Genomic DNA, 25,218 nt, shown 5'->3' with positions numbered 1-25,218 from the left:
GGTGGGCGCACGGACACCCGTAGGTTGTGTAACAGCGCCCGTGAGCTGCGGTTTCCCGGCCCTAAACGGAATCTTCGAGTCAACTTCGAGTGAACTCCGAGTGACTCCCGAGGGGGCGCCCGGCCGTGCGGCGGCGCCCCCGGGATTCAGCTCTGCGGCAGCCGGTACATCCCGTGCGCGAGGGGCTCCACCAGCCCGTCCGACACCAGCCCGTCCAGGGCGCGGGCCCGCTGCACCGGCTCGTCCCACACCGTGTCCAGCACCGCCTGCGGAACCGGGCCCACCGCCTCCCGCAGTACCGCCAGCAGCTTCCCGCGCACCTGGCGGTCCGTACCCGCGTACGTCTGACCGCGCCGCGGCGGTCCGTCGTGCGCGGGCTTCCCCGCCAGCCGCCACGCGCACAGCCCCGACACCGGGCAGCGGGCGCAGTCCGGGCTCTTGGCGGTGCACACCAGCGCGCCGAGCTCCATGGAGGCCGCCGCCCAGCGGGCCGCCGTGGGCTCGTCCCCGGGCAGCAGCTCCCGCGCCAGCCGGCGCTCGGCGGCGGTGGTGGCGTTCGGCGGGTACTCGACCCCGGTCGCGGCGCGCGCGAAGACCCGGCGCACGTTGGTGTCCAGCACCGCGTGCCGCTGCCCGTACGCGAAGGAGGCCACCGCGGCGGCCGTGTACTCGCCGATCCCGGGCAGCGCGAGCAGCTGCGCGTGGTCCCGGGGCACGTCGCCGCCGTGCCGTTCCGTTATCGCCGCGGCCGCGCCGTGCAGCCGCAGCGCCCGCCGGGGGTAGCCGAGCCGCCCCCAGGCCCGTACGGCCTCGCCCGGCGCCTCTGCGGCCAGGTCGGCCGGCCGGGGCCACCGGGCGAGCCACTGCTCGTACACCGGCAGCACCCGGCTGACGGGGGTCTGCTGGAGCATGAACTCGCTGACCATCACCCCCCAGGGGCCGGCCTCGGGGCGGCGCCAGGGCAGGTCGCGGGCGTGCTCGTCGAACCACGCGATGACGGGGTCGTGCAGCGCGGAGCCGGATGACGCCGGGGACGGGGAGGACGCGGACGACGGGGACGGCGGGGAGGACGCGGAGGGCGCGGAGGCGTGTGAGGGGGATGCAGTCATGACAGACGGCATCCTGGCACGTTTCAGGGCCGGCGCGCGGGGCCCGGACCGGTGAACCAGACGGCCAGGCGGTTGCCGCTCCCCTGGACGGCGGTGGTGAGCCTGATCATCGGACCGGTCAGCGCCGCCACGGCCAGGACGGCCAGCGAGGCGCCCAGCAGCAGGCCCATGCCGACGTCGTGCGGGTAGTGCACCCCGACGAAGACGCGGGAGAAGGCCATCAGCAGCCCCATCGGCAGCGTCAGCCACGCGAGGCGGGGCACGGCCAGCGCCAGCGCGACGGCGGCGGCACCGGCGATGGCGGAGTGGTTGCTGGGGAAGGACCAGTCCCCGTACGGCGGGCACGGGATGAGGGAGGCGGCCGCCCCGGCCACCGCCCGGCAGGGACGCTCCTCGTCGATGGTCGACTTCACCATCTCGGACGCGACGTACACGAGCGCGGTGACCAGCGGCGCGAGCACCGCCAGCGCGAGGGCCCGGGGATCTCCGCCCTGCTTGCCGCGCGCACGCCACCAGACGGATATGTAGAGCAGACCGAACACGAGGAGGCCGTACTCGGTCCAGACCTCGACCACCTTCTGCACCCAATGGGGCGTGGTGTGGGCGAAGTCGGTGATGTCGCGATAGAGGTCGGAGCTGTCCATGGTCACCGACCGTACTCGGCGCCCCGTCGCGGCCGTGTCAGACCCCTGGCCGGATATGGCCGTTCCGGGGTGCTCCCGCAGGATGATCATCGGCAAAACCTGCCGGACGTGCGGCATGTGGGGCGCTGAACGCGGCACGAGTTCTCGTAAGGTTCGGTGCGTGGGATCTCTGCGCAATCCGGTCGGGCCGCTCCCCTCCTCCATTTACTGGCGGCGGAGGGCCGTGCTGGCGTCCGTCGCCGCGCTCGTCGCGCTGCTCGCCGTATGGTTCGTCAGTTCCGGTGGCGGCAGGACGAGTACGAACGGCAAGGGCGGCGGCGACGGCTCCGGACCCGTGCGCACCATCACCCCCGGCCCCTCCGGCACCGGCCCGGCGATCAGTCAGGCCCCGGGCGGACGTGGGGACTCGGGCAGCGGCGGCGGCGCCACCGGCCCGGCGAAGAACGGCGACGCGGGCGGCACCGGTGCGGGCTCCGGCGGGAGCGCGGGCTCCTCGTCCTCCGGCGGCTCCTCCGGCTCCGCCGCGGCGCAGGTCCCGGCGGACTCCCCGCTGCCGACGTGCCCGGCGAGCGCGCTGCAGTGGGAGGTCAAGAGCGTCAAGAACGAGTACGAGGCGAACGAGAAGCCCCGCCTGGAACTGCTCGTCCGCAACACCTCCGGCAGCACCTGCAAGTTCGGGCTCGGCCCGAAGCAGGCCGTCATGACCATCTTCCAGACGACGGGCGCCAAGGCCGTCTGGTCCTCCGCCGACTGCCCGACGGGCGCGGCCAACGCGTTCTACCGGCTGCCGGCCCAGGGCGAGACGAAGCAGTCGGTGGAATGGGACCGCAAGCCGAGCGCGGCGGACCAGTGCCAGAACCCGCCGCAGGGCAGTCCGGCGCCCGACACGTACGTGGTCGAGGTCAAGTCCCCGGGCCTCCCGGTGGCCCGCACGTCCTTCGTCCTGAAGCAGGACTGACCTTTCTGAACGCGCCGCTCGCGCGGCTCGGCCCTGGGGGGCCTCCCCGGCTTCGCGGCGCTGCGCCGGACTCCGTCCGGCGGTCCGCTGGGCGGGGCCGGTTCGCGTGGCCGGGGCTGGTGGGTCGTCTGCGGGTGGGTGGGCCGCTTCGCGGTGCGGGGTCCCCTACCCGCCCTTCCACCGTTCCCAGGGGCGCTGCCCCTGACCCCGTACGGGCGCTGCGCGCCCGTCGCCTCAATCGCCGGCGGGGCTATTCATAGCCTCGCCGGCGATTGAGGCGTGGGGGTCCGGGGCGGAGCCCCGGGGAACGGGCGAAGGGTGGGGCGGGGAGCAGCCCGCGCAGCGGACGGCCCGCACCGCCCGGCGGACTGGGCGAAGGGGGTCGGGAAAGAGCCGGCCAGGCTAGACGTAGCGTTCGAGGATCGAGGACTCCGCCAGGCGGGACAACCCCTCGCGGACGCTACGCGCACGGGCCTCGCCCACGCCGTCCACCGTCTGGAGGTCGTCCACCGACGCCGCCAGCAGCTTCTGCAGGCCGCCGAAGTGCTCCACCAGCCGCTCGATGATCGCCCCCGGCAGCCTCGGCACCTTCGCCAGCAGCCGGTACCCGCGGGGTGACACCGCCGAGTCCAGGGTCTCCGGCGAGCCCGTGTACCCCAGCGCCTTCGCCACGATCGCCAGCTCCAGCAGTTCCGGATGCGTCAGCGCGTCCAGCGCCGGCAGCGCCTCCTCCACCGTGCGGGAACGCTTCGCCGTCGGTTCCGGAACGTAGTCCCGGATCACCAGCTCCCGCTCCTGCTCGATGCCGACCGTCAGCTCGTCCAGCTGGAGCGATAGCAGTCGCCCGTCCGTGCCCAGTTCGACCACGTACTCGGCGATTTCCGTCGCGATCCGGCGGACCATTTCCAGCCGCTGCGCGACGGCGGTGACGTCGCGGACCGTGACCAGGTCCTCGATCTCCAGCGCCGACAGCGTGCCCGCGACCTCGTCCAGGCGGAGCTTGTACCGCTCCAGCGTGGCCAGCGCCTGGTTCGCGCGCGACAGGATCGCCCCGGACTCCTCCAGGACGCGCCGCTCCCCGTCCACGTACAGCGCGATCAGCCGCATCGACTGCGACACCGACACCACCGGGAAGCCGCACTGCTTGGAGACGCGGTCCGCCGTGCGGTGACGGGTGCCCGTCTCCTCCGTCGGGATCGACGCGTCGGGCACCAGCTGGACGCCGGCCCGCAGGATCTTGGTGATGTCCTTGTCGAGAATGAGCGCCCCGTCGAGCTTGCACAGCTCGCGCAGCCGGGTCGCGGTGAACTCCACGTCCAGCACGAAGCCGCCGGTACACATCGCCTCGACGGTCTTGTCCATGCCCAGGACGATCAGGCCGCCCGTGTTGCCGCGGACGATCCGCTCCAGCCCGTCGCGCAGGGGCTGACCAGGCGCGACCGCGCTCAGCGAGGCGCGCATCAACGCCTCGTGCTTGAAGCTCGCGCCGGACTTCCCGGGTGCTGCTGCCCCGTCCTTGGCTGCCACTGCACTCCTCCGGTCGCGGGTTGCGCCGCCGCGTACGGCCGGGCGGACCAGCACAAAGTCTACCGGCGCACGCTGTGCGCCCGCCGGGGCTTGGCCCGTACCGCCGCCACGAGGGCCCGTACGGGCCCTGCGCGCCGCCCGTCGGGGGCCCCCCGCCGGGTGGCGGCTGCGGACGCGTCCGGCTCACGTCAGCCCGCTGACCTGGCGTTTGGGCCGCCGTCCGGACCCGTCGTCGGAGTAAAGGATTCCGCTACTGCACTGCCTACTGCACTGTCTACTGCGCCGCCCGCCGCCCCGGCTACTCCGCCGCCGCCCGCTCCTTGGCCGGCGTACGCGACCGCCCGCGCGGCAGGACCCGCAGCGCGTCCCCCATGTCCGCCACCTCGGTCACCTTCATCCCCGGCGGCACCTTCCCCGGATCCGCCGGGACCAGCGCGTGCGTGAAGCCGAGCCGGTGCGCCTCGGCCAGGCGCCGCTGCACGCCGGTCACCCGCCGGACCTCGCCGGCCAGGCCGACCTCCCCGATGGCGACGAGGTTCTTCGGCAGCGGCACGTCGCTCGCCGCCGAGGCCAGCGCCAGCGCGATCGCCAGGTCGGCGGCCGGCTCGGTCAGCTTCACCCCGCCCACGGTCGCGCTGTAGATGTCCCGCTTGCCCAGCGCGGTGATCCGCCCGCGCTGCTCCAGCACCGCCAGCATCATCGAGACGCGCGAGGTCTCCAGGCCCGAGGTGGTGCGGCGGGGGGAGGGGATCTGCGAGTCGACGGTGAGCGCCTGTACCTCGGCGACCAGCGGGCGCTTGCCCTCCAGGGTCACGGTCAGGCAGGTGCCCGGCACCGCCTCGGCGCGCCGGGTCAGGAACAGCCCGCTCGGGTCGGCGAGCCCGGTGATGCCCTCGTCGTGCAGCTCGAAGCAGCCGACCTCGTCCGTGGCCCCGTAACGGTTCTTCACACCGCGCACCAGGCGCAGCCGCGCGTGCCGGTCGCCCTCGAAGCTCAGCACCACGTCCACGAGGTGCTCCAGCAGGCGGGGGCCGGCGATGGCGCCGTCCTTGGTGACGTGGCCGACGAGCAGGGTGGCCATGCCCCGCTCCTTCGAGGCGCGGATCAGCGCGCCGGCGACCTCGCGGACCTGGGCCATGCCGCCGGGCGCGCCGTCGATCTCGGGGGAGGCGATGGTCTGTACGGAGTCCAGGACCAGCAGCGAGGGGTTCACCGCGTCGAGGTGGCCCAGTACGGCGGACAGGTCGGTCTCGGCGGCGAGGTAGAGGTGGTCGCTCAGGGCGTTGATCCGGTCGGCCCGCAGCCGCACCTGGCTCGCCGACTCCTCGCCGGTGACGTACAGGGTGCGGTGGTCGCCGGTGGCCGCCTTCGCGGCGACGTCGAGCAGCAGCGTCGACTTGCCGACGCCCGGCTCGCCGGCGAGCAGCACCACGGCGCCGGGGACGAGGCCGCCGCCGAGCACGCGGTCCAGCTCGTCCACGCCGGTGCTGCGGGCGGTCGCGGTCCTGCCGTCGACCTGGGCGATCGGCAGCGCGGCGGCCGAGACGCGGCCGGCCGCGGTGGTCCGTACGGCGGGCGCGCCCATCTCCTCGACGGTCCCCCAGGCCTGGCACTCGGGGCACCGGCCGAGCCATTTCACTGTGGCCCAGCCGCACTCGGAGCAGCGGTAGGACGGCCGGTCCTTGGCGGATGAGCGAGATGTACGGGCAGCCATGCCGCCCACGGTAGCCGTCGCCACCGACAACGCCCGACCGGTCCGGCAGGCGGGCACCGCTGCGGGCGGCCGACGCGGCCCGTCGTCAGGGCCGCTGTCAGCGGAGTGGCGATCTGTTCACCCTTAAGGGCTAAAAGCCCGGAAGGCTTCCGGAGCGTTACCGGCGCGCCGCCTACGGTTCGCCGAGTGAACAGCAGCGACCAGGGAGACCCCGTATCGCGCACCGGCGCACACCCGGCGCACAGGCGCACACCCCGAGCGGAATGGACGGGTCCGGCGGGTGGCGCGGGTGGCGACACGGGTGGTGCGCAGGGTGCGCCTGTTGCCGGTGGAGCGTCCGATGCGGTAGTGGCGCCCGGTGCGAGTGGTACGGGCGGTGCGAGGGGTACGGGTGGTGCGAGCGGTACGGATGCTGCGGCCGACGCCGGTGACACCCTCCGCTTGGAGGTCCCCGAGCCCCCGCCCTTCCGGCACGAGCCCTACCTGGACGGGCTCTTCACGTACTGCCTGTCGGTCCTGTGCGATCACGACGCCGCCGCCGACGTCCTCGGCGACGTCCTCGCCGTGGCCGAGCGGCACCCCGGCCGATGTCCCGACGAAGGCGACCGGCGGGCCTGGCTGTACGCCCTCGCCCGCTGGGCCTGCCTGCGCCGCCTGGCCGAGCGAAGGCGCGTACGCCAAGGGGCGCATTCCACCCGGCGCACGCCGGAGTACACCGACCCCCAGCATGCGCCCCGGGCGCACCGCCCGCTCGACGTCAGCGCCTACCACCGCACCGAGCTCGCCCGGCTCGCCTGGCCCGAAGCCGCCGGCACCACCCCCGAACAGCGCGAAGCCCTCGAACTCGCCGTCCGCCACCGCCTCGGCGTCACCGAACTCGCCGCCGTCCTCGGCACCGCCCCCACCACCGCCCGGGACCTGCTCTCCGGCGCCGCCTGCGAAGTCGAACGCACCCGCGCCGCCCTCGCCGTCGTCGAGACCGCCAACTGCCCGGCCGTCTTCCGCATCACCGGCGACGACGACGGCCCCGGCCCCGGCCAGGTCCTCCTGTCCGCCACCCTGCGCGCCGAGCTCGTCCGCCACGTCGACGACTGCCCGCGCTGCCGCCGCGTCGCCGAACGGGTCGGCGCCGGCGCGCCCTGGCCCGGCTCCGGCGGCATCAACGCCGCCCTCCCCCTCGTCCCCGCCCCCCGCACCGCCGTCCACGCCGCCATGCTGCGCTCCGGCCGGCGCCGCGGCGGCCGCCCCGGCCCGCGCTTCGACCGCACCGGCTTCCCCATGGACCCCAAGGACCGCGCCGCCCGCCGCGACCGGTTCCGGGCCCGGGCCGTCACCACCACCGTCGTGGCCACCGTCGTCGCGGCGCCCGTACTCGCGCTGTGGGCCGCGTACCGGGGCGCACCCGCCACCGCCGAACCCGTCGGCGGCGACGGCACCCGCATCTCCGCCAGCGAATCGCAGATCCCGCCCCCGTACGTGGCAGGCCGCCCCCTCACCGGGTACGAGAACACCGGCAACACCGCCCACACCACCGGCGAGCCCGGCTTCGCCCCCGGCAGCGAAGCCCCCGACGTCTCCGTCGAGGTCATCAGCGCCGGCACCCCGGCCACCCCCGAGGCCGACGGCCCCGGCGCGCCCGGCCGCCTCACCGTCGCCGCCGCCACCCGCGGCGCCACCACCCTGCTCACCCTCACCGCCTCCGGCGGCAGCCCGGTCGACTGGCGGCTCTGGTCGGACGCGCCCTGGCTGCGGGCGAGCCAGACGGCGGGCACCCTCGCACCCGGAGAATCGGTCACCCTGCGGATCACCGTGGACACCGCGGCCCAGCCCGTCGGCGCCTGGACGGCACGGGTCGGCGTCGACCCCGGCGGGGCGGTGGTCTCCCTCCAGGGCCGCGGCCGCCCGGCCCCCACCACCGAGCCGACCCCGCCCGCCCCGGACCCCACGCCGACGCCCCCGGCCCCGGACCCGACGCCGACCCCGACGCCCACGCCGACGCCCCCGGCCCCGGACCCCACGCCGACCCCGACGCCCACCCCGAACCCGACGGACCCGGCGACCCCGGCGCCGTCCTCAGGAGGAACGGTTTCCCCCGACCCGGGGGCGGGGTCTCCGGCCGGCTGAGACGCCCCGGCCCAGTCCTACCGCGGGTCGGGGTCGGGGTGCGGGTCGGCGGGGTGCGGGGCCATCGGCAGCAGCGACGCCAGCCGCGCCTCGCACAGCTTCACCAGCTCCGCGTACCCCTCCTTGCCCATCAGCTCCGTCAGCTCCGCCCGGTACGACACGTACACCGGGTCGCCGGCCCCGTGCGCGGACGTCGCCGACGTGCACCACCAGTGCAGGTCGTGGCCGCCCGGGCCCCAGCCGCGCCGGTCGTACTCCCCGATCGACACCTGGAGCACGCGGGTGTCGTCCGGCCGGTCGATCCAGTCGTACGTCCGCCGGATCGGCAGCTGCCAGCACACGTCCGGCTTCGTCTCCAGCGGCTCCTGGCCGCTGCGCAGCGCCAGGATGTGCAGGGAACAGCCCGCGCCGGCGGGGAAACCGGGCCGGTTCAGGAAGATGCAGGCGCCGTCCCAGCGGCGGGTCTGCTTGTCCCCGTCGTCGTCCAGCTGGGTCCAGCCCGACTCGCTGCCGACGTCGTGGAACTGCCACAGCTCGGGCGTGAGCCGGGCGACGTGCTCGGCGACCCGCTTCTCGTCGTCCTCGTCGGAGAAGTGCGCGCCGAGGGTGCAGCACCCGTCGGACGCCCGGCCCGCCTGGATGCCCTGGCAGCCGCTGCCGAAGATGCACGTCCAGCGGGAGGTCAGCCAGGTCAGGTCGCAGCGGAAGACCTGCTCGTCGTCGGCGGGATCGGGGAACTCCACCCAGGCCCGGGGGAAGTCGAGGCCCTTCTCGTCCGACACCTTGGTCTTCTTCTTGATCTCGGTCTTGCTCTTGCTGGCCTTCTTCGTATTTGGCACAAGCCCAGCCTAAGCGCCCCTTCCTCCACCGCTCCGCGTTCGGCCCAGTAGCGTTTCCCGTATGAGACTCGGTGTCCTTGACGTGGGTTCCAACACGATCCATCTGCTGGTGGTGGACGCGCACCCCGGCGCGCGCCCGCAGCCCGCGCACTCGCACAAGGTGCAGCTGCGCCTCGCCGAGCTGCTCGACGAGCGCGGCGCTGTCAGCCCGGAAGGCGTGGAGCGCCTCGTCTCGGCGATCGCCGGCGCGGTGCAGGCGGCCGAGGACAAGGGCTGCGAGGACGTGCTGCCCTTCGCGACCAGCGCGGTGCGCGAGGCCCCGAACGCCGACGAGGTCCTCGCCCGGGTCAAGGAGGAGACCGGCATCGAGCTGCCGGTGCTCAGCGGCGAGGACGAGGCCCGGCTGACCTTCCTGGCGGTCCGGCGGTGGTTCGGCTGGTCGGCCGGGAAGCTGCTGGTCCTCGACATCGGCGGGGGCTCGCTGGAGATCGCGTTCGGCATCGACGAGGACCCCGACGCGGCCGTGTCCCTGCCGCTGGGCGCGGGCCGCCTCACCTCGGCCTGGCTCCCGGGCGACCCGGCGGACCCGGCGGACGTACGGGCGCTGCGGCGGCACGTCCGGGCGCAGATCGCGCGGACCGTCGGCGAGTTCAGCCGCTTCGGGGCGCCGGACCACGTGGTGGCGACGTCGAAGACCTTCAAGCAGCTGGCCCGCATCGCCGGCGCGGCCCGCGAGGCCGACGGCCTGTACGTGCAGCGCGAGCTGACGCGGAAGGCCCTGGAGGAGTGGGTCCCCCGCCTGACGGCGATGACCACGACGGAACGCGCCGCCCTCCCCGGCGTCTCGGAAGGCCGCGCGGCCCAGCTCCTGGCGGGCGCGCTGGTGGCGGAGGCGACGATGGACCTCTTCGGCGTGGACGAACTGGAGATCTGCCCCTGGGCCCTCCGCGAGGGCGTCATCCTGCGACGGCTGGACCACCTGCCGTAGGAGTAGGAGTACGCGGGCTGCGGTGCGGGCGGGGGCGGGGGCGGGGGCTGCGGTGCGGGCTTCCCGGCGCGGGCCCGCTATCTCCCCCTCGACCCCGTGGGGTCGGGCGGTGGTTGCCCACCCGCCTCCCTGGGTGCGGGCCGGTGGGGTGGGGGGCGGTAGCCCCTTGGACCGGATCAGGGCTGGTTGGGGGTTTCCCGTCAGTCCCATCGTCCTTCCGGTTCGGCCCGGTCCCTCAAGGGCGCTCCTTCGTCGCGTCACTTCGTGATCGCCTTCGGCGACCCTTGACCGACCGACCCGCCCCGGAAAGCCGAAAGACTGCCGGGAAACCCCCAAAGAAACGGCACGGTCCAACATTGGAGGAGCGGCCGTCTCAGCGATGAGGCGGGGGGCCTACGGCCGGCCCGCCGGGCATCCGGGCCCCGCCCGTGCCCCTGGCGGAGCGCCCGCGCGCAGCAGATCGCTACGCGCTCCTCCCGGCTTGGCGTCTGATGGCCGTCTGGGGTCCCAGGGGGTTGCTCGGGTCGTCCAGCCAGGCGTGCTGGTGGTGCGGGTCGATGGTGATGCCGAACCGGGTGATGTGGGGGCGGTCGTGGCGCTCGTACCAGTTGAGGGCCGCGGTGACTTCTGCCCACAGGTCGCGGGGGCCGAAGACGGTGACGGCGTCCTCCTCCCACCAGTCGGCGTAGCGGACGATCGTGGCGGAGGTGCCGGCCTCGTCGACGAACTGGACCTTGCGGTTGTCGCCTTCGTGGCGGTGCGAGTAGGAGACGTCCGGGACGTGGAGGCCGATGGCGAAGTCCTGGAGGTAGCCGCCGTGCAGGAGCTGTTCCGGGTCGATCGGTGATCTGCGGGCGGTCGGTGCGTCCGGGACGCGGAGGGCGACGGCCGGGCGCTCGCCGCGTACCCACATGTAGGCGGACGAGCCGATGAACCGGCCGTGGGCGCGGTCACCGTCGACGGTGAGGTCGAGGAGGCCCGCGTTGCTGTAGGCCGTACCGAACGGGGTGAGGATCCGTCCGCCGGTGCGTGTCTGGTGCACCCAGGCGGGAGGGACGCGGCGTACGGACGCCGTGCTGATCAGGCGGTCGAAGGGGGCGCGGTCGGGGGCGCCGAGGAGGCCGTCCCCAGTGATCACCGCCGGCTGGTAACCCTGGGACTTCAGGGTGGCTGTGGCTGTGGCGGCGAGTCGCTCGTCGACCTCGACCGTGGTGACGCGCTGCGCTCCGACGCGCTCGCTCAGGAGGGCCGTGTGGTAGCCCGAGCCGGTGCCGATCTCCAGGACGGTGTGGTGGGCGTCGAGGTGGAGGGCGGCGAGCTTGCGCATGACGATGTCCGGGGCCGAGACGGATGACGTGAAGTCGCCCGCGCTCGGCTTCGGGGGCGTGTCGCCGTCGTTCAGCTGGGTGACCACGGATTGGTGGGGGTTCCAGACGGCCTGGCGCCAGGCTTCGGGGTCGGAAGCGCGGTCGAAGAGGGGCCAGAGGCCTTCGTCGCTCTGGACCGGGAGCCAGACGGTGTCGGGGACGAACGCCTCGCGGTCCACGGTGTCGAAGGCACGGGCCAGCCAGGGGAGACGCAGTAGTCCACAGGTGTGGAGGGCCTCGCGGCAGGTCTCGCGGTTCACTTCTCCCCCTCCGGGGGCGGCGGGGGAGGGGAGGCCGGCTGGGGGGTGGGGCGGCTGCCGTCCGGGCTGCCGCCGGTCGGCGGGGGCGTCCACGGCTTGTCCTGCGGGGGTCCGGCGTGCTTGCCCATCTGGTTCTCCGATCGGTTCGGTGCGCTGCGGCAGGAGGGAGAGTGCAGTACCGCGCCGCCTTCCGGTCCGCCCAGCGGTAGCGGCTCGGCGCCGCAGCGCGGGCATCGGGGTGGCGGGCCGGTCCATCGGCCGGTGGGGTACGTCGGGGGTGTCGTCACGGGGCGACGGCCCATCCGTAGCCGCACAGGCGGCAGTCGGCCATGGGGCCGCCGTACTTGAAGGTGACGGGGGACGGAACACCGCAGCCGGGGCAGTCGGTGGCGGCAGGAGGCGTGGTCTCCAGGTCATGAGTGGAGAGGGTGAGGGCCACCTGGCGCAGCGTTTCCAGTTGGCTGTCGCTGAAAGGGCTGATTGGGCTTGGCCGTGTCGCCATGACACGCACGTTAGGGAGGGGGCGGTAGCTCTGTCTGGTCGGTTGCGTCGGATTGCGCCATGACGGCTCCGGGTTTACGCAGGTTGCTCAGGCGGGCGCGATCGCATGGCGTGCGCGGGCGATGAGGCGGTGTGCCTTCGGTCCATGGGCTGCCGCCGAGTTGAGCGCGTCCCAGACACGCCCGTACAGGGCGAGATCTTCACCCGAGTCGTAGGACAGCTCCGTGTTGATCGTCTCGACGATGACGCGCTCCTCGTCGAAGATCCAGAACCCGTGCTTCGGGGTGATCGGCAAAGGTGCACCGAGTGGCACGATGCCTAGTTCCACGGTGCTCATGCCGATCAGCCCGACAAGGCGGTCGAGTTGCCCTGCCATGACCTCTCGTGGGCACACCAGTGCGTGTAGGGCGCCTTCCCACAGGAGGACACGGAACAGCTTCCCCGCTTCGTACAGGACCTCTTGGCGGCGCATTCGGGCAGCTACTGCGGCCTCGGTGTCGCGTGGCGACTGCATGAGAGCGGTGTTCGCCTCGAAGAGGTGTCGGGCGTAGTCCGGGGTTTGGAAGAGCCCCGGTATCACCGTGGCCTCGTACCCACGCATCGTGGCGGTTCGCTGGTACTCGACGACGTACCGGTCCTGTACCGGTCGGTGACCGGCGGCCAGCTGGCGGCGCCATGAGCGCTGTTGCGAATCGAGGCCCCGCAGGCGGCTTCTCAGGTCCGGGGCCTGTTCGGGTACTCCTGCGGCAGTGGCCCACGCGTCCGTGTCGGACTCGGTGGCTGTCTGGTTGCCGTTTTCGAGCCTGGAAACTTTGGAGCGTTGCCAGCCCAGGCGTGCCGCGAAATCCTTCCCGTTCAGACCGGACTCGGCGCGCAGCTCTCGCAAACGCGCGCCGAGTGCCACCCTGGCGTTCTGGAAGTCCGAGGTCACACAGAGGAACGTACCTGTGCCCACACGTCGGCAGAAGGGGAAGCCAGAGGCCAGGCACGATCGCGGGCCTCGCAGGCGGCAAGTACTTCCGCCGTGCCCTCCATGACCTCGACACCGGTTGTGACGTCGGCTTCGTCGATGTGGAAGCGGACCAGGGTGCGGGAGTCGAACAGCCAGAAGTCGTAGCCGGGAAGCTGCAGGCGTGCGGCTTCGGAGCGGGGCAGTACGCGGATGTCCTCGCCCGCGTCCGTGTTGCCGGCAGCGGTGGCCATGAGGAATCGTTGCCCGTCGGTGGGTGGTTCGTCGATGATCCGCACGCGAGAGAACCGGGCTCCGACCGCAGCCTTCTCGCGAATGTTGACGTTCCACGGATTGTCGGGCTCGGGCTTCGGGTCGATGCCCCGCATGAAGGCCTTGAAGCGCTCGCCCTGTCGGTCGGAGGCGTAGCCGCGGCGGGTTTCCAGCCGGAACGCGGTGTGCTCGAACTCGGAGAACAGGTATGTGATCTCCTCGAACGGGACGGTCACAGTCACTCCTTCGGCGCGAAGCGGGTGAGCAGCTCACGGGGGATGACGACGAACGTCTCGTGCTCGCCGACATCACGCAGCTGCGCGAGGTGCTCGGGGTCGGTGAGCCTGTCGCCTTGAACGACGATGTCGCCGGTCTCCTCGACCTCGTAGAGGGTCGGACAGTTGCCGTGCTCAGAGGTGGTGCCGATGAACCGCAGGGTCATGGTGGGCTCCGTCCGGGCTGGTTGGGGCTCCAGGATGGTGGCCGTGGCAGCACGCCGGGGGTCGATTGCCGCAGATTGCCGCACTCGGGCACGGAGCGCGGATTGCGCGCAACGACCCGAACCTACTCACCGTGAGTAGGACGACGGGTTCGCCCGGGCCGCGTCCCACACCTCCGGGGCGGGGCGGTGGTTGCCGTGGCCCGCTGCCAGGATGGTCAGGGGGGCCGCGGTACGGGGCGCCGTGGGACGTGAAGCGCATCACGTATGGCCCAGTACTCGTTGATGAGGGTCCACGAGGGCCTGGGCAGTCTCGCCCTGTGCGGTCGGTCAGCGGAGAGCTCTGGCCGGTGTGCCGGTTTTCAATCGAAAAGTATGACGAAAGTGCTGCCGCTTACGGTTCGCCGCGGAGGGGCCCCGTAATCTGTCACCGTGGCAGATCCGCTCCGTATCCCGAACAGCCGGACCCCGAAGGTCGCCCTGTCCACCGCCTCCGTGTACCCGGAGTCCACGGCGACCGCCTTCGAGATCGCCGCCCGTCTCGGCTACGACGGGGTGGAGGTCATGGTCTGGACGGACCCGGTGAGCCAGGACGTCGACGCGTTGCGCCGCCTGTCGGACCACCACCAGGTGCCGATCCTGGCCGTGCACGCGCCCTGTCTGCTCATCACCCAGCGGGTGTGGTCCACCGATCCGTGGACCAAGCTCCAGCGGGCGCAGGCCGCGGCCGAGCGGCTGGGGGCGTCGACCGTCGTCGTGCATCCGCCGTTCCGCTGGCAGCGGCAGTACGCGCGGGACTTCGTCTCCGGGATCTGGCGGATGGCGGACGAGACGGACGTGCGCTTCGCCGTCGAGAACATGTACCCGTGGCGCTACCGGGACCGCGAGATGCTCGCGTACGCGCCCGAGTGGGACGTGACGAAGGACGACTACCGACACTTCACCGTCGACCTGTCCCACACCGCCACCGCCCGCACCGACGCCGGCGCGATGATCGACCGGATGGGCGACCGGCTGGCGCACGTCCACCTCGCCGACGGCAACGGGTCGGCGAAGGACGAGCACCTCGTCCCCGGACGCGGTACGCAGCCCTGTGCCGAGCTGCTGGAGGGGCTGGCCCGGAGTTCCTTCGACGGGCACGTGGTGATCGAGGTCAACACGCGGCGCGCCATGTCCTCCGCCGAGCGGGAGGCCGACCTCGCCGAGGCGCTGGCCTTCACGCGGGCGCACCTCGCCGGCCCGGCCGGGCGCCGGTGAGCGAGCCCGTGAAGCGGCGGCGGGGTCCCGGCCGGCCGCGCCAGGACGAGGCCGACGACGGCCCCGGCACCCAGGAACGGATCCGGCTGGCGGCCCGCGAGGTGTTCGCGGAGCGCGGCTACGACAAGACGTCCGTGCGCGGCATCGCCAAGGTGGCCGGGGTGGATCCGGCGCTGGTGCACCACTACTTCGGCAGCAAGGACGACCTGTTCGCCGCCGCCATCGAGGTGAGCATGGAGCCCGCCCTGGTGGTTCCGGCGATCCTCGGGGAGGGTCCGGACGGGATCGGGGAGCGGCTGGTCAGGTACTTCCTGGGGGTGTGGGAGAACCCGGTCACCCGGGTACCGCTGCTCGCCGTGATCCGGTCCGCGCTGACGCACGAGGCCGCGGCGAAGGTGCTGCGCACGCTGGTGCTGCGCCGGCTGCTGGAGCGGATCGCCGCGGATCTGGACGTCCCGGATCCGACGTTCCGGGCGGAGCTGGCCGCCTCGCACATGGTCGGGATCGCGATCCTGCGGTACGTGGTGCAGGTCGAGCCGCTCGCGTCCGCGGACCAGGAGGAGATCGTGGCCCTGGTGGCTCCTACGCTCCAGCGTTACCTGACCGAGGAGTGACCGGGGAGTGAGCTGAGGAGTGACCGAGGAATGACCCTCCCGTCCCGCCATCCGGACAAGGCGTCCGGATCGCGGGCGGTGGGCGTAGCCTCGTAACCGAGCCATATCCACAGTCGCGGCTGACCGTACAGCCGTACTCATGGGGAGTGAAACCGCATGCCCGAGCTGAGGTCCCGCACCGTCACCCACGGCCGCAACATGGCAGGCGCTCGTGCGCTGATGCGCGCGTCGGGCGTAGCGAGCGAGGACATCGGGAAGCCGATCATCGCGGTCGCCAACTCCTTCACCGAGTTCGTCCCCGGCCACACCCACCTGGCGCCGGTCGGCCGCATCGTCTCGGACGCCATCCGCGCCGCCGGCGCGATCCCCCGCGAGTTCAACACCATCGCGGTCGACGACGGCATCGCCATGGGCCACGCCGGCATGCTGTACTCGCTGCCCTCCCGCGACCTGATCGCGGACAGCGTGGAGTACATGGTCGAGGCGCACTGCGCCGACGCCCTGATCTGCATCTCCAACTGCGACAAGATCACCCCCGGCATGCTGATGGCCGCGCTGCGCCTCAACATCCCGGTGGTCTTCGTCTCCGGCGGCCCGATGGAGGCCGGCCAGGCGACCCTGGTGGACGGCACCGTCCGCAAGCTGGACCTGATCGACGCCATGGTCGACGCCTCCAACGAGAACGTCTCGGACGAGGACGTCCTGCGCATCGAGGAGAACGCCTGTCCGACCTGCGGTTCGTGTTCGGGCATGTTCACCGCCAACTCGATGAACTGCCTCGCCGAGGCCATCGGCCTGGCCCTCCCGGGCAACGGCTCGGTCCTCGCCACGCACACCGCCCGCCGCGCCCTGTACGAGGACGCCGGCCGCACGGTCGTGGAGATCACCAAGCGCTACTACGAGGACGGCGACGAGTCGGTCCTGCCGCGCAACATCGCCTCCCGCGAGGCCTTCGAGAACGCCATGGCCCTGGACATCGCCATGGGCGGCTCGACCAACACGATCCTGCACCTGCTGGCCGCCGCGCAGGAGGCCGGCCTGGACTACGACCTCAAGGACATCGACGCCGTCTCGCGCCGCGTGCCCTGCCTGGCCAAGGTCGCCCCGAACGTCGCCCCGGGCGGCACGTACTACATGGAGGACGTGCACCGCGCCGGCGGCATCCCCGCCATCCTCGGCGAGCTGTACCGCGGCGGGCTCCTCAACAAGGACGTCAGCACCGTCCACTCCAAGGGCCTGGAGGACTGGCTCGCGAAGTGGGACGCCCGCTCCGGCACGGCGTCCGAGGAGGCCATGGAGCTGTGGCACGCGGCCCCCGGCTGCAAGCGCTCCGCGACCGCCTTCTCCCAGTCCGAGCGCTGGGAGAGCCTCGACCTCGACGCCGAGGGCGGCTGCATCCGCTCCGCGCAGCACGCGTACTCCAAGGACGGCGGCCTCGCCGTCCTGCGCGGCAACCTCGCCGTCGACGGCTGCGTGGTGAAGACCGCCGGCGTCGACGAGTCGATCTGGACCTTCGAGGGTCCGGCGGTCGTCTGCGAGTCGCAGGACGAGGCCGTCGAGAAGATCCTCCGCAAGGAGGTCCAGCCGGGTGACGTCGTCGTCATCCGCTACGAGGGCCCGCGCGGCGGCCCGGGCATGCAGGAGATGCTCTACCCGACGTCCTTCCTCAAGGGCCGCGGCCTCGGCAAGGTCTGCGCCCTGGTCACGGACGGCCGGTTCTCCGGCGGCACCTCGGGCCTGTCCATCGGCCACGCCTCCCCGGAGGCGGCCTCGGGCGGCGACATCGCCGTGGTCCGGGACGGCGACCGGATCCGCATCGACATCCCGAACCGGTCGATCGAGCTGCTCGTTTCCGACGAGGAGCTGGCCGCCCGCCACGCGGAGCTCGGCGGCGTGTACGCGCCGAAGAACCGCGAGCGCACGGTCTCGGCGGCCCTGCGCGCCTACGCGGCGATGGCCACCAGCGCCGACAAGGGCGCGGTCCGCGACGTGACGAAGCTGGGCTGAGTCTCCCGGATCCTGTGAACCCCGCCGGTGTGGCCCACCACCCGGCGGGGTTCCGCGTTTCCCCTCCTTGACGCGTTCCTCGCACCGCTCGGCGCCGGGGCGCCTCCCGGGCTTCGGAGCGCTGCGCTGGGGGCACCTCCCAGCGGTAGCTGGGGGAGACTCCGTCCGGCGGCGGCCGGGGCTCACCACCCGGCCGGGTTCCGCGCGTCCACGGCGAAGACGGTGCCGTCGGGGGCGGAGGCGTAGACGCGGCCGTCGGCGACCACGGGGGAGGGGAGGGTGGCGCTGAAGGTGTTCTGCGGGGCCATGCGCGGCTTGGTCTGGCCGACGAGGTTCCCGGCGGCGGCGTCGTACGCCAGCAGCCGGCCGTCCCCGGCCGACAGGTAGACACGGCCGTCCGCGAACACCGGCCGGGAGGCGAACGCCGCGCCCGTCTCCTGCCGCCACAGCTCCTTCTCGCCGCCGATCGCGACGAGACCGCCCCGCGTGCCGAATGCGTACGCCGTTCCGTCGGGGCCCACCGTCGCTTCCGTCTCGTACAGCGGGGCCGACAGCTGGACCCGGCGTATGGCGTGGGTGGCCGTGTCCACCCGTACGATCCCGGCCGTCCTGACGCCGGAGGCGTTGTCGAGCAGGTGCAGCGCGCCGCGGGCCACGCCGATCGGCCGCAGGTCTCCGGAGGCCCGGTTCTGCCAGCGCACGGCACCGGTGGCCGGGTCGATCTCGGTGAGCTGCGTCGCGCCGCCGTCGGCGTCTGCCGTCGCGGTGTAGAGCACGGGCGCGCCCGCCGCTCCGGCCCCGCCCCACCACACGGACCCGGCGCCGGCGCCGGCGATGTGGCGGCTCCACTTCTGGGTGCCGCCGGCTCCGTCGAGGGCGGTGACCGTGCCGTCCGCCGCCACCGTGACCACGTACGGGCCCGCCGTCACCACGCGTGTGCCGCCGGACAGCTTCCGCTGCCAGCGCTCGGCGCCCGTGCCCGGCTCCAGCACCTGGAGCAGCTGGCTGCCGGGTGCCACCACCACGACCGCTCCGGCCGCGTACGACGGGGCGGTGCTGCCGGACACGCCGAAGGCGGGCGCCTTCGCGCGTACGGCCCAGGCCGTCGAACCGTCGGCCGGGCCGAGCCGGGCGGCCGCCAGCCCCGGCCCCGAGCAGAACAGGCCGTCGCCGGCCGCCGAGCAGGACACCGGGGGCGTGCCCGGTGAGACCGACCACGGGGTGAACGCCCCGCCCGGGTCCGCCGACGCGTGGGCGGCGGCCCGGCCCCGCGCGTCCTTGCCGGAGGCCTGCCACAGGTACCCGCCGACGGCCGCCGCCGTGAGCAGGACACCGAGCCCGGCCGCCAGCAGCGCCGGCCGGATCCGGCGCCGGCGCGGGGCGGGCGGCCGCTCCGTCGCGATCTGCTGCCGCTGGTGGGTGAGCTCCTCGTCCGCCACCGGCAGCCGGGGCTGCGGTATGAACGCCTGGGTGTCCTCGCCGGTCCGGTACGCCACGGCGCGCATCTCCGCGATCAGCGCCTCGGCGGTCGGCCGCTCGGCCGGGTCCTTCGCCAGGCACCGCGCCACGATCGGCACCAGCCGGGCCGGCAGTCCCGTCAGGTCCGGTTCGCTGTGCACGACCTGGTACGCCACGAGGTAGTGGCTGTCGGAGTCGAAGGGCCCGCGCCCGGTCGCCGCGTGCACCAGCACCGCGCCCAGCGCGAACACGTCCGCGGCCGTCCCGACCTCCCTCGGCCGCTGGAATTGCTCAGGCGCCATGAACGGCGGGGTCCCGATCAGCTTCCCGGTCTCGGTCCGCAGGTCGCTGTCGGCCGGGCGTGAGATGCCGAAGTCGATGACGCGCACCCCGTCCGGGGCCATCAGCACGTTGCTCGGCTTCAGGTCCCGGTGCACCACCCCGGCCCGGTGGATGTCCCGCAGGGCCTCCGCCAGCCCGGCGGCGAGCCGCGTCAGCTCCACGGGGTCCAGCACGCGTTCGCGCACCCGCTCGGACAGCGTCGGGGCGTCGATGAAGAGGGTGGCCATCCAGGGCCGCTCGGCATCCGGGTCGGCGTCGACGACGGGCGCGGTGAAGGCGCCGCTGACCTGCCGCGCGGCCGCGACCTCCTGCCGGAACCGCGCCCGGAACTCCGGGTCCACGGCGTGCTGCGCGTGCACGACCTTGACGGCGAGTTTCAGCCCCGAACTGGAGGCGGCCAGGTGGACGACGCCCATGCCGCCGGAGCCGAGCACGGATTCGAGCCGGTACTGACCGGCGTACTCCGGAAACCCGGCGTAGTCCGCGCGCCGCGACTGCACCGCTCACCACCCCCGCCGGAGCCTAGTCGATGGCCCGTGGCAACACCCAAGGGCTTGCTACCCTGCGCGCGTTGCGCAGTGCAGCACCCATGGGGGGAGAATTCACATGTCCGTTGAGAACGAATCGAGCCAGGTCCAGAGCCTCTCCGGCGACGCGGGCCCCACCTTCCCGACCGCTCCCGGCTACCGGGTGAACGTCCGCAGCGGCCCGGGCACCAACTACCCGATCATCGACTCCGTCCCGGCCGGCGGATACGTGACGATCCGCTGCCAGTGCCCCGGCACGACGGTTTCCGGCCCGTACGGCACCACGGACCTGTGGGACTGCATCGGCAACGGCCGCTTCGTCTCCGACGCCTACGTGAAGACGGGCAGTGACGGCTACGTCGCCCCGCGCTGCGGCTGACCCGCCCGGCCGACTTCACCGTTCTGCCAGGTGAGACACCCCCGGCGGGTCCTGCCCGCCGGGGGATAATCGGCCCTGTGAGCGACGACCAGCAGCGAGACCAGAGCCAGAGCCCGAGCCAGGGCGAGGGCCCCGCCGCACCGGCCCCCGGCCCGCAGCCCGAGCCGATCCGGTTCTTCGGCACCTCCTGGGTGGACCACGACAACGGCTACGCCCTGCGCCGCGCCGGCGTGGCCGCCGGCTCGCTCGCCGCCGCGGTCGTCGGCGCGTACCTGCTGCGCTTCGCCTACGAGGGCCTGGAGATCGGCGACGTCGGCCCGTTCCTCAGCATCTCCGTCGTCGTGCTCTTCGCGATCGCCAGCGCCATCGCCTTCGCCAAGACCTGGGAGTCCTTCGGCCGCCGCCCGCGCCCGTCCTCGGACGAGGCCGCCCTCAAGGGCCTCAAGACGATCGGGTTCATCGGCTCCCTCGTCGCGTACTTCCTGCGCAGCCTGTCCGAGGCCCCGGGCGAGAAGCTCCGCCGCACCGAGTACGAGCGCGCCGTGGCCGAATTCAGCCGCCGCCGCAGCGCCCGTACGGGCAACCCGGCCGCGCGCCGCCCCAAGCGCAAGAAGTAGCAAGCCTCCACCGCCTCTCGACACCCGGCTCATTGACGCCCGGCACAGCCGGGAGCATTATTCATCACATGATGAATAACCAGCCGGAGGAACCCCCTCCCGCCGTCCACGCCCACGGCCTCACCGTCCGCCGCGGCACCGGCCGCCACCCCCGCACCGTCCTCGACGGCATCGGCTTCGACGTCCCCCGCGGCCGCATCACCGGCCTCCTCGGCCCCTCCGGCTGCGGCAAGTCCACCCTCATGCGCGCCGTCGTCGGCACCCAGGCCCACGTCACCGGCACCCTCGACGTCCTCGGCCGCCCCGCCGGCCACCCCGAACTCCGCTCCCGCATCGGCTACGTCACCCAGGCGCCCTCCGTCTACGACGACCTCACCGTCCGGCAGAACCTCGACTACTTCGCCGCCGTCCTCGACCCCGGCCGCGCCGCCGCCGGACGCCGCCGCGCCGCCGTCGAACAGGCCATCACCGACGTCGACCTCACCACCCGCGCCACCGCCCTCGCCGGCAACCTCTCCGGCGGCCAGCGCAGCCGCGTCTCCCTCGCCGTCGCCCTCCTCGGCACGCCCGAGCTGCTCGTCCTCGACGAACCCACCGTCGGCCTCGACCCCGTCCTGCGCCGCGACCTGTGGAACCTCTTCCACGACCTCACCGCCCGCCGCGGCACCACGATCCTCGTCTCCTCCCACGTCATGGACGAGGCCGAGCGCTGCCACGACCTGCTCCTCATGCGCGACGGCCGCATCCTCGCCCAGGACACCCCCGAAGCCCTCCGCACCCGCACCGCCGCCGCCACCGTCGAGGAAGGCTTCCTCCGCCTCGTCGACGAAGCCAACGCCCGAGCCGAAGACCTCACCAGGGAGACCCAGCGATGAACGGCGCCCGCACCCTCGCCACCGCCGCCCGCGTACTGCGCCAGCTCCGCCACGACCCGCGCTCCATCGCACTGATGCTGCTGGTCCCCGTACTGATGCTCACCCTGCTGCGCTACGTCTTCGACGGCAGCCCCCGCACCTTCGACGGCATCGGCGCGTCCCTCCTCGGGATCTTCCCCCTCATCACGATGTTCCTCGTGACCTCGATCGCCACCCTCCGCGAACGCACCTCCGGCACCCTCGAACGCCTCCTCGCCATGCCCCTCGGCAAGGCCGACCTCATCGCCGGCTACGCCCTCGCCTTCGGCGCCGTCGCCGTCGTCCAGTCCCTCCTCGCCACCGGCCTCGCACTCTGGCTCCTCGGCCTCGACGTCACCGGCTCCCCCTGGCTGCTCCTCCTCGTCGCCCTCCTCGACGCGCTCCTCGGCACCGCCCTCGGGCTCTTCGTCTCCGCCTTCGCCGCCTCCGAGTTCCAGGCCGTCCAGTTCATGCCGGCCGTGATCTTCCCGCAGCTGCTCCTGTGCGGCCTGTTCGCACCCCGCGACACCATGCAGCCCGTACTCGACGGCCTCTCCGACGTCCTGCCCATGTCCTACGCCGTCGACGGCATGACCCAGGTCCTCACCCACACCGACATGACCGCCGACTTCGTCCGCGACGCCGTCGTCGTCGCCGCCTGCGCACTGCTCGTCCTCGCCCTCGGCGCAGCCACCCTCCGCCGCCGCACGCCCTGACCACGGAGCGGACACCCCCTCGCCACGACGCGGACGGGTGCAAGGATGAGGGCGTACGTCCTGAAGGTTCGTTCGGCGAGGTGAATCGGGCATGACCCAGACAGTCGCAGTCCTCGGTACCGGCAAGATCGGCGAGGCCCTGCTCAGCGGGATGATCCGCGGCGGCTGGCCGGCCGCCAAACTGCTCGTCACCGCCCGCCGCCCCGAGCGCGCCGAAGAGCTCCGCACCCGCTACGGCGTCGAGGCGGTCAGCAACGCCGAAGCCGCCAAGCGCGCCGACACCCTCATCCTCACCGTCAAGCCGCAGGACATGGGCAAGCTCCTCGAAGAGCTCGCCCCGCACGTCCCCGCCGACCGCCTGGTCATCAGCGGCGCCGCCGGCATCCCCACCGCCTTCTTCGAGGAGCGGCTCGCCCCCGGCACCCCCGTCGTCCGCGTCATGACGAACACCCCGGCCCTCGTCGACGAGGCCATGTCCGTCATCTCCGCCGGCAGCCACGCCACCGCAGCCCACCTCCAGCACGCCGAGGAGATCTTCGGCGGCGTCGGCAAGACCCTCCGCGTCCCCGAGTCCCAGCAGGACGCGGCCACCGCCCTCTCCGGCTCCGGCCCCGCCTACTTCTACTTCCTCGTCGAGGCCATGACCGACGCCGGCATCCTCCTCGGCCTGCCCCGCGCCCAGGCCCACGACCTCATCGTCCAGGCCGCCATCGGCGCCGCCGTGATGCTCCGCGACAGCGGCGAGCACCCCGTCAAGCTCCGCGAGGCCGTCACCTCCCCGGCCGGTACGACCATCAACGCCATCGTCGAGCTGGAGAAGCACGGCGTACGCGCGGCCCTGATCGCCGCCCTCGAAGCGGCCCGCGACCGCAGCCGCGAACTCGCCACCGGCAACAGCTGACGCGGGAGGAGGGGCGGCCCCGGCCGAGCCGGACACCGCCCCTCCTCCCCTTTCACGGAGCCAGCAGCCCGATGGCCTCGTACGCCCGGTCCACCACCGGACGCGCGATGGCACGAGCCCGCCCGGCCCCCTCCCGCAGCACCCGCTCCACCTCGCCCGGATCGGCCGCCAGCCCGGCGTGCCGCTCCCGCAGCGGACGCAGCAGCTCCACCACGGCCTCGGCGACGTCCCGCTTCAGCGGCCCGTACTGCTCGTACTCCTCGGCCAGCTTCTCCGGCTCCCCGCCGGTACAGGCCGCCAGGATGTCCAGCAGGTTCGCCACCCCGGGCCGCGCGGCCCGGTCGTAGACCACCCCGCCGTCCCCGCTGTCGGTCACCGCACGCATCACCTTCTTGGTGATCACGGCCGGCTCGTCGAGGAGATAGACGATCCCGGCGCCGCTCTCACTGGACTTCCCCATCTTCGACGTCGGGTCCTGAAGGTCCATGACCCGCGCACCCACGGCCGGCAGCGTCACCTTCGGAACCGTGAACGTCCGCCCGTACCGCTGGTTGAACCGCACCGCCAGGTCCCGGGTCAGCTCCACGTGCTGCCGCTGGTCCTCACCGACGGGCACCTCCTCCGCCGCGTACGCCAGGATGTCCGCGGCCATCAGCACGGGATACGTCAGCAGCGACAGCCGTACGCCGTTCCCGGCGGCCTCCGCCTTCGCCGCCTTCTCCCGGTACTGGATCATCCGCCGCAGCTCCCCGTCTGCCGCGGTGCACTCCAGCAGGTAGGACAGCCGGGTGTGCTCGGCGACGTGGCTCTGGACGAAGAGGGTGCACCGCTGCGGATCCAGGCCGGCGGCGAGGAACAGCGTCGCGGCCTGCCGGGTGAGGCGCCGCACCCGCGCGGGATCGTGCTCCGTGGTGAGCGCGTGCAGGTCGACCACGCAGAACAGCGCGTCGGACGGCGCGTGCTCGGCCGCGACCCACTGCCGCAGGGCCCCCAGGTAGTTGCCCAGCGTCAGGTGCCCGGACGGCGTGATCCCGCTGAAGATCCTCGTCATGTCTGCTGCTCTCCCTCTGAGTGCGTGAGTGGTGGTGTGGTGCCGTGGCCACCGCGCCGGCGACCGAGCCACTCCCGAGGGGGAGAAACAGAAACGGCCGCCGTAGCGGCGGCCGTGAGCGCGTGCGTGCTCGCGTTGGGGTCCGGCCGCCGTCAGGCGGCCCACCAGCGAAGGCTGAGCGTGAGCACGTGCGTAGTCATGGGGCCCAGCGTAGACCTGGGGACGTGAGGAGCACGTGAGGTTTTCCGGCCAGTCGCCGGCCGGTCAGCGTGGGGTTGACACACCTGTGCCCGGTCCGTAAGGTTCTTCGAGTTGTCCGACGTGAGCGCCGACCCCGGTCGGTCCCCGGACAGCCATCCCGCACTACGACATTCGAACGAACGACGCACTCCGTCGTCTCGTTTTCATGCGTATTTGCGAATGAGGAATCCGCGTTCCAGGACGCAGCCGCCGATTGGCTTCGGGGGCAAGGAATCCGCTACTGTCTCACTCGCCGGAAGGGCCCAACAGCCCGAAAGGCAAACCCCGCTGACTGGGGGTCAGGCCCGAAAGGATCTGATAGAGTCGGAACCGCCGGAAAGGGAAAGCGCGAAAGCGCAGAACCTCGAAAGCACCGAGGAAATCGGACACGAAAGAGTCTGATAGAGTCGGAAACGCAAGAACGAAGAACGAAAGCCCGGAGGAAAGCCCGAGAGGGTGAGTACAAAGGAAGCGTCCGTTCCTTGAGAACTCAACAGCGTGCCAAAAATCAACGCCAGAAGTTG

Annotated in this window: 24 protein-coding genes; 11 read left to right on the top strand and 13 right to left on the bottom strand. The window is 72.7% G+C overall.

The genetic code is table 11. From position 1 onward, the window contains the following. Window positions 1-146: 146 nt before the first annotated feature. Together AC07A6_RS36495 and AC07A6_RS36490 are read right to left on the bottom strand one after the other, a co-directional pair. Window positions 147-1,109, bottom strand: a complete 963-nt coding sequence (locus AC07A6_RS36495; RefSeq protein ID WP_362473890.1) for an HhH-GPD family protein — start codon at window positions 1,107-1,109, stop codon at window positions 147-149. A gap of 23 nt (window positions 1,110-1,132) precedes the next feature. Beyond that, a complete protein-coding gene (locus AC07A6_RS36490) occupies window positions 1,133-1,753 on the bottom strand; it encodes a phosphatase PAP2 family protein (protein ID WP_362473887.1) in 621 nt (206 codons plus the stop codon). A 160-nt stretch (window positions 1,754-1,913) separates the two neighbouring features. Between AC07A6_RS36490 and AC07A6_RS36485 the strand changes: the two genes are divergently transcribed. Continuing rightward, entirely contained in the window at window positions 1,914-2,711 is a 798-nt protein-coding gene (locus tag AC07A6_RS36485; RefSeq protein ID WP_478779987.1) for a hypothetical protein, read from the top strand. A gap of 402 nt (window positions 2,712-3,113) precedes the next feature. On the opposite strand, the gene disA is transcribed toward AC07A6_RS36485, so the two are convergent. Continuing rightward, the gene (gene disA / locus AC07A6_RS36480; RefSeq protein WP_478779986.1) at window positions 3,114-4,238 is read right to left on the bottom strand and encodes a DNA integrity scanning diadenylate cyclase DisA; all 1,125 of its coding nucleotides are present in this window, start codon (window positions 4,236-4,238) and stop codon (window positions 3,114-3,116) included. 298 nt (window positions 4,239-4,536) lie between these two features. Then, a complete protein-coding gene (gene radA / locus AC07A6_RS36475) occupies window positions 4,537-5,952 on the bottom strand; it encodes a DNA repair protein RadA (protein WP_362474489.1) in 1,416 nt (471 codons plus the stop codon). A gap of 441 nt (window positions 5,953-6,393) precedes the next feature. On the opposite strand from radA, the gene AC07A6_RS36470 reads away from it, so the two are divergent. Next, window positions 6,394-8,076, top strand: coding sequence for a BACON domain-containing protein (locus tag AC07A6_RS36470; protein WP_478779985.1), 1,683 nt, complete (start codon window positions 6,394-6,396; stop codon window positions 8,074-8,076). A 17-nt stretch (window positions 8,077-8,093) separates the two neighbouring features. On the opposite strand, the gene AC07A6_RS36465 is transcribed toward AC07A6_RS36470, so the two are convergent. After that, window positions 8,094-8,915 (bottom strand): DUF3109 family protein, encoded by an 822-nt coding sequence (locus AC07A6_RS36465; RefSeq protein ID WP_362474494.1) that lies wholly within the window; start codon window positions 8,913-8,915, stop codon window positions 8,094-8,096. A gap of 61 nt (window positions 8,916-8,976) precedes the next feature. Between AC07A6_RS36465 and AC07A6_RS36460 the strand changes: the two genes are divergently transcribed. After that, on the top strand, window positions 8,977-9,903 hold the full coding sequence (locus AC07A6_RS36460; RefSeq protein WP_362474497.1) for a Ppx/GppA family phosphatase: 927 nt from the start codon (window positions 8,977-8,979) through the stop codon (window positions 9,901-9,903). A gap of 463 nt (window positions 9,904-10,366) precedes the next feature. Here AC07A6_RS36460 and AC07A6_RS36455 read toward each other — a convergent pair whose 3' ends face one another. From AC07A6_RS36455 to AC07A6_RS36435, 5 genes are all read right to left on the bottom strand, one after another. Further along, on the bottom strand, window positions 10,367-11,530 hold the full coding sequence (locus tag AC07A6_RS36455; protein ID WP_478779984.1) for a protein-L-isoaspartate O-methyltransferase family protein: 1,164 nt from the start codon (window positions 11,528-11,530) through the stop codon (window positions 10,367-10,369). Between the two features lie 283 nt (window positions 11,531-11,813). Further along, a complete protein-coding gene (locus tag AC07A6_RS36450; protein ID WP_478779983.1) occupies window positions 11,814-12,032 on the bottom strand; it encodes a hypothetical protein in 219 nt (72 codons plus the stop codon). 87 nt (window positions 12,033-12,119) lie between these two features. Then, window positions 12,120-12,962 (bottom strand): helix-turn-helix domain-containing protein, encoded by an 843-nt coding sequence (locus tag AC07A6_RS36445; protein ID WP_478779982.1) that lies wholly within the window; start codon window positions 12,960-12,962, stop codon window positions 12,120-12,122. Beyond that, on the bottom strand, window positions 12,959-13,489 hold the full coding sequence (locus AC07A6_RS36440) for a DUF6879 family protein (protein WP_478779981.1): 531 nt from the start codon (window positions 13,487-13,489) through the stop codon (window positions 12,959-12,961). Before AC07A6_RS36440 ends, AC07A6_RS36445 begins: the two co-directional genes overlap by 4 nt. A gap of 2 nt (window positions 13,490-13,491) precedes the next feature. Further along, window positions 13,492-13,695, bottom strand: coding sequence for a hypothetical protein (locus AC07A6_RS36435; protein ID WP_402480173.1), 204 nt, complete (start codon window positions 13,693-13,695; stop codon window positions 13,492-13,494). A 429-nt stretch (window positions 13,696-14,124) separates the two neighbouring features. Between AC07A6_RS36435 and AC07A6_RS36430 the strand changes: the two genes are divergently transcribed. From AC07A6_RS36430 to ilvD, 3 genes are all read left to right on the top strand, one after another. Next, complete coding sequence (locus tag AC07A6_RS36430) at window positions 14,125-14,949, top strand: sugar phosphate isomerase/epimerase family protein (protein WP_362473311.1); 825 nt, start codon at window positions 14,125-14,127, stop codon at window positions 14,947-14,949. Continuing rightward, complete coding sequence (locus AC07A6_RS36425) at window positions 14,946-15,563, top strand: TetR/AcrR family transcriptional regulator (protein ID WP_478779980.1); 618 nt, start codon at window positions 14,946-14,948, stop codon at window positions 15,561-15,563. The genes AC07A6_RS36430 and AC07A6_RS36425 overlap by 4 nt, the downstream gene beginning before the upstream one ends. A 156-nt stretch (window positions 15,564-15,719) precedes the next feature. Further along, window positions 15,720-17,570 (top strand): dihydroxy-acid dehydratase, encoded by a 1,851-nt coding sequence (gene ilvD / locus AC07A6_RS36420; protein ID WP_478779979.1) that lies wholly within the window; start codon window positions 15,720-15,722, stop codon window positions 17,568-17,570. Window positions 17,571-17,752: 182 nt separating this feature from the next. Here the strand turns inward: ilvD and AC07A6_RS36415 are convergent, their stop codons facing one another. Next, window positions 17,753-19,870: a protein kinase domain-containing protein gene (locus AC07A6_RS36415; protein WP_478779978.1), complete on the bottom strand. Its 2,118-nt coding sequence runs from the start codon at window positions 19,868-19,870 to the stop codon at window positions 17,753-17,755. Window positions 19,871-19,976: 106 nt separating this feature from the next. Here AC07A6_RS36415 and AC07A6_RS36410 point away from each other — a divergent pair, with 106 nt between their 5' ends. The 5 genes from AC07A6_RS36410 (at window position 19,977) to proC (ending at window position 23,403) form a co-directional block, all read left to right on the top strand. Then, window positions 19,977-20,276 (top strand): SH3 domain-containing protein, encoded by a 300-nt coding sequence (locus tag AC07A6_RS36410; protein ID WP_362473323.1) that lies wholly within the window; start codon window positions 19,977-19,979, stop codon window positions 20,274-20,276. 77 nt (window positions 20,277-20,353) lie between these two features. Continuing rightward, window positions 20,354-20,893 (top strand): hypothetical protein, encoded by a 540-nt coding sequence (locus AC07A6_RS36405; RefSeq protein WP_478779977.1) that lies wholly within the window; start codon window positions 20,354-20,356, stop codon window positions 20,891-20,893. A gap of 68 nt (window positions 20,894-20,961) precedes the next feature. Beyond that, window positions 20,962-21,768 (top strand): ABC transporter ATP-binding protein, encoded by an 807-nt coding sequence (locus AC07A6_RS36400; protein WP_478779976.1) that lies wholly within the window; start codon window positions 20,962-20,964, stop codon window positions 21,766-21,768. Then, entirely contained in the window at window positions 21,765-22,502 is a 738-nt protein-coding gene (locus AC07A6_RS36395; RefSeq protein ID WP_362473332.1) for an ABC transporter permease, read from the top strand. The genes AC07A6_RS36400 and AC07A6_RS36395 overlap by 4 nt, the downstream gene beginning before the upstream one ends. A 91-nt stretch (window positions 22,503-22,593) precedes the next feature. Next, complete coding sequence (gene proC / locus AC07A6_RS36390) at window positions 22,594-23,403, top strand: pyrroline-5-carboxylate reductase (protein WP_125818675.1); 810 nt, start codon at window positions 22,594-22,596, stop codon at window positions 23,401-23,403. A 52-nt stretch (window positions 23,404-23,455) separates the two neighbouring features. Here proC and trpS read toward each other — a convergent pair whose 3' ends face one another. Both trpS and AC07A6_RS36380 read right to left on the bottom strand, forming a co-directional pair. Continuing rightward, window positions 23,456-24,454 (bottom strand): tryptophan--tRNA ligase, encoded by a 999-nt coding sequence (gene trpS / locus AC07A6_RS36385; RefSeq protein WP_362473336.1) that lies wholly within the window; start codon window positions 24,452-24,454, stop codon window positions 23,456-23,458. Between the two features lie 486 nt (window positions 24,455-24,940). Then, window positions 24,941-25,218: hypothetical protein (locus AC07A6_RS36380; RefSeq protein WP_478779975.1), on the bottom strand; the 278-nt coding region annotated here is incomplete at its 5' end.

Source organism: Streptomyces sp. NPDC044002, assembly GCF_056434525.1.
This window is presented reverse-complemented; position numbering and strand designations above follow the sequence as displayed.

What these genes read in the sequence shown, in the direction of transcription:
- ilvD (WP_478779979.1), top strand. Translation starts at nt 15,720, where the DNA reads ATGCCCGAGCTGAGGTCCCGCACCGTCACCCACGGCCGCAACATGGCA.
- AC07A6_RS36400 (WP_478779976.1), top strand. Translation starts at nt 20,962, where the DNA reads ATGATGAATAACCAGCCGGAGGAACCCCCTCCCGCCGTCCACGCCCAC.
- AC07A6_RS36490 (WP_362473887.1), bottom strand. Translation starts at nt 1,753, where the DNA reads ATGGACAGCTCCGACCTCTATCGCGACATCACCGACTTCGCCCACACC.
- AC07A6_RS36435 (WP_402480173.1), bottom strand. Translation starts at nt 13,695, where the DNA reads ATGACCCTGCGGTTCATCGGCACCACCTCTGAGCACGGCAACTGTCCG.
- AC07A6_RS36460 (WP_362474497.1), top strand. Translation starts at nt 8,977, where the DNA reads ATGAGACTCGGTGTCCTTGACGTGGGTTCCAACACGATCCATCTGCTG.
- AC07A6_RS36450 (WP_478779983.1), bottom strand. Translation starts at nt 12,032, where the DNA reads ATGGCGACACGGCCAAGCCCAATCAGCCCTTTCAGCGACAGCCAACTG.
- AC07A6_RS36495 (WP_362473890.1), bottom strand. Translation starts at nt 1,109, where the DNA reads ATGACTGCATCCCCCTCACACGCCTCCGCGCCCTCCGCGTCCTCCCCG.
- AC07A6_RS36395 (WP_362473332.1), top strand. Translation starts at nt 21,765, where the DNA reads ATGAACGGCGCCCGCACCCTCGCCACCGCCGCCCGCGTACTGCGCCAG.
- proC (WP_125818675.1), top strand. Translation starts at nt 22,594, where the DNA reads ATGACCCAGACAGTCGCAGTCCTCGGTACCGGCAAGATCGGCGAGGCC.
- AC07A6_RS36410 (WP_362473323.1), top strand. Translation starts at nt 19,977, where the DNA reads ATGTCCGTTGAGAACGAATCGAGCCAGGTCCAGAGCCTCTCCGGCGAC.
- trpS (WP_362473336.1), bottom strand. Translation starts at nt 24,454, where the DNA reads ATGACGAGGATCTTCAGCGGGATCACGCCGTCCGGGCACCTGACGCTG.
- radA (WP_362474489.1), bottom strand. Translation starts at nt 5,952, where the DNA reads ATGGCTGCCCGTACATCTCGCTCATCCGCCAAGGACCGGCCGTCCTAC.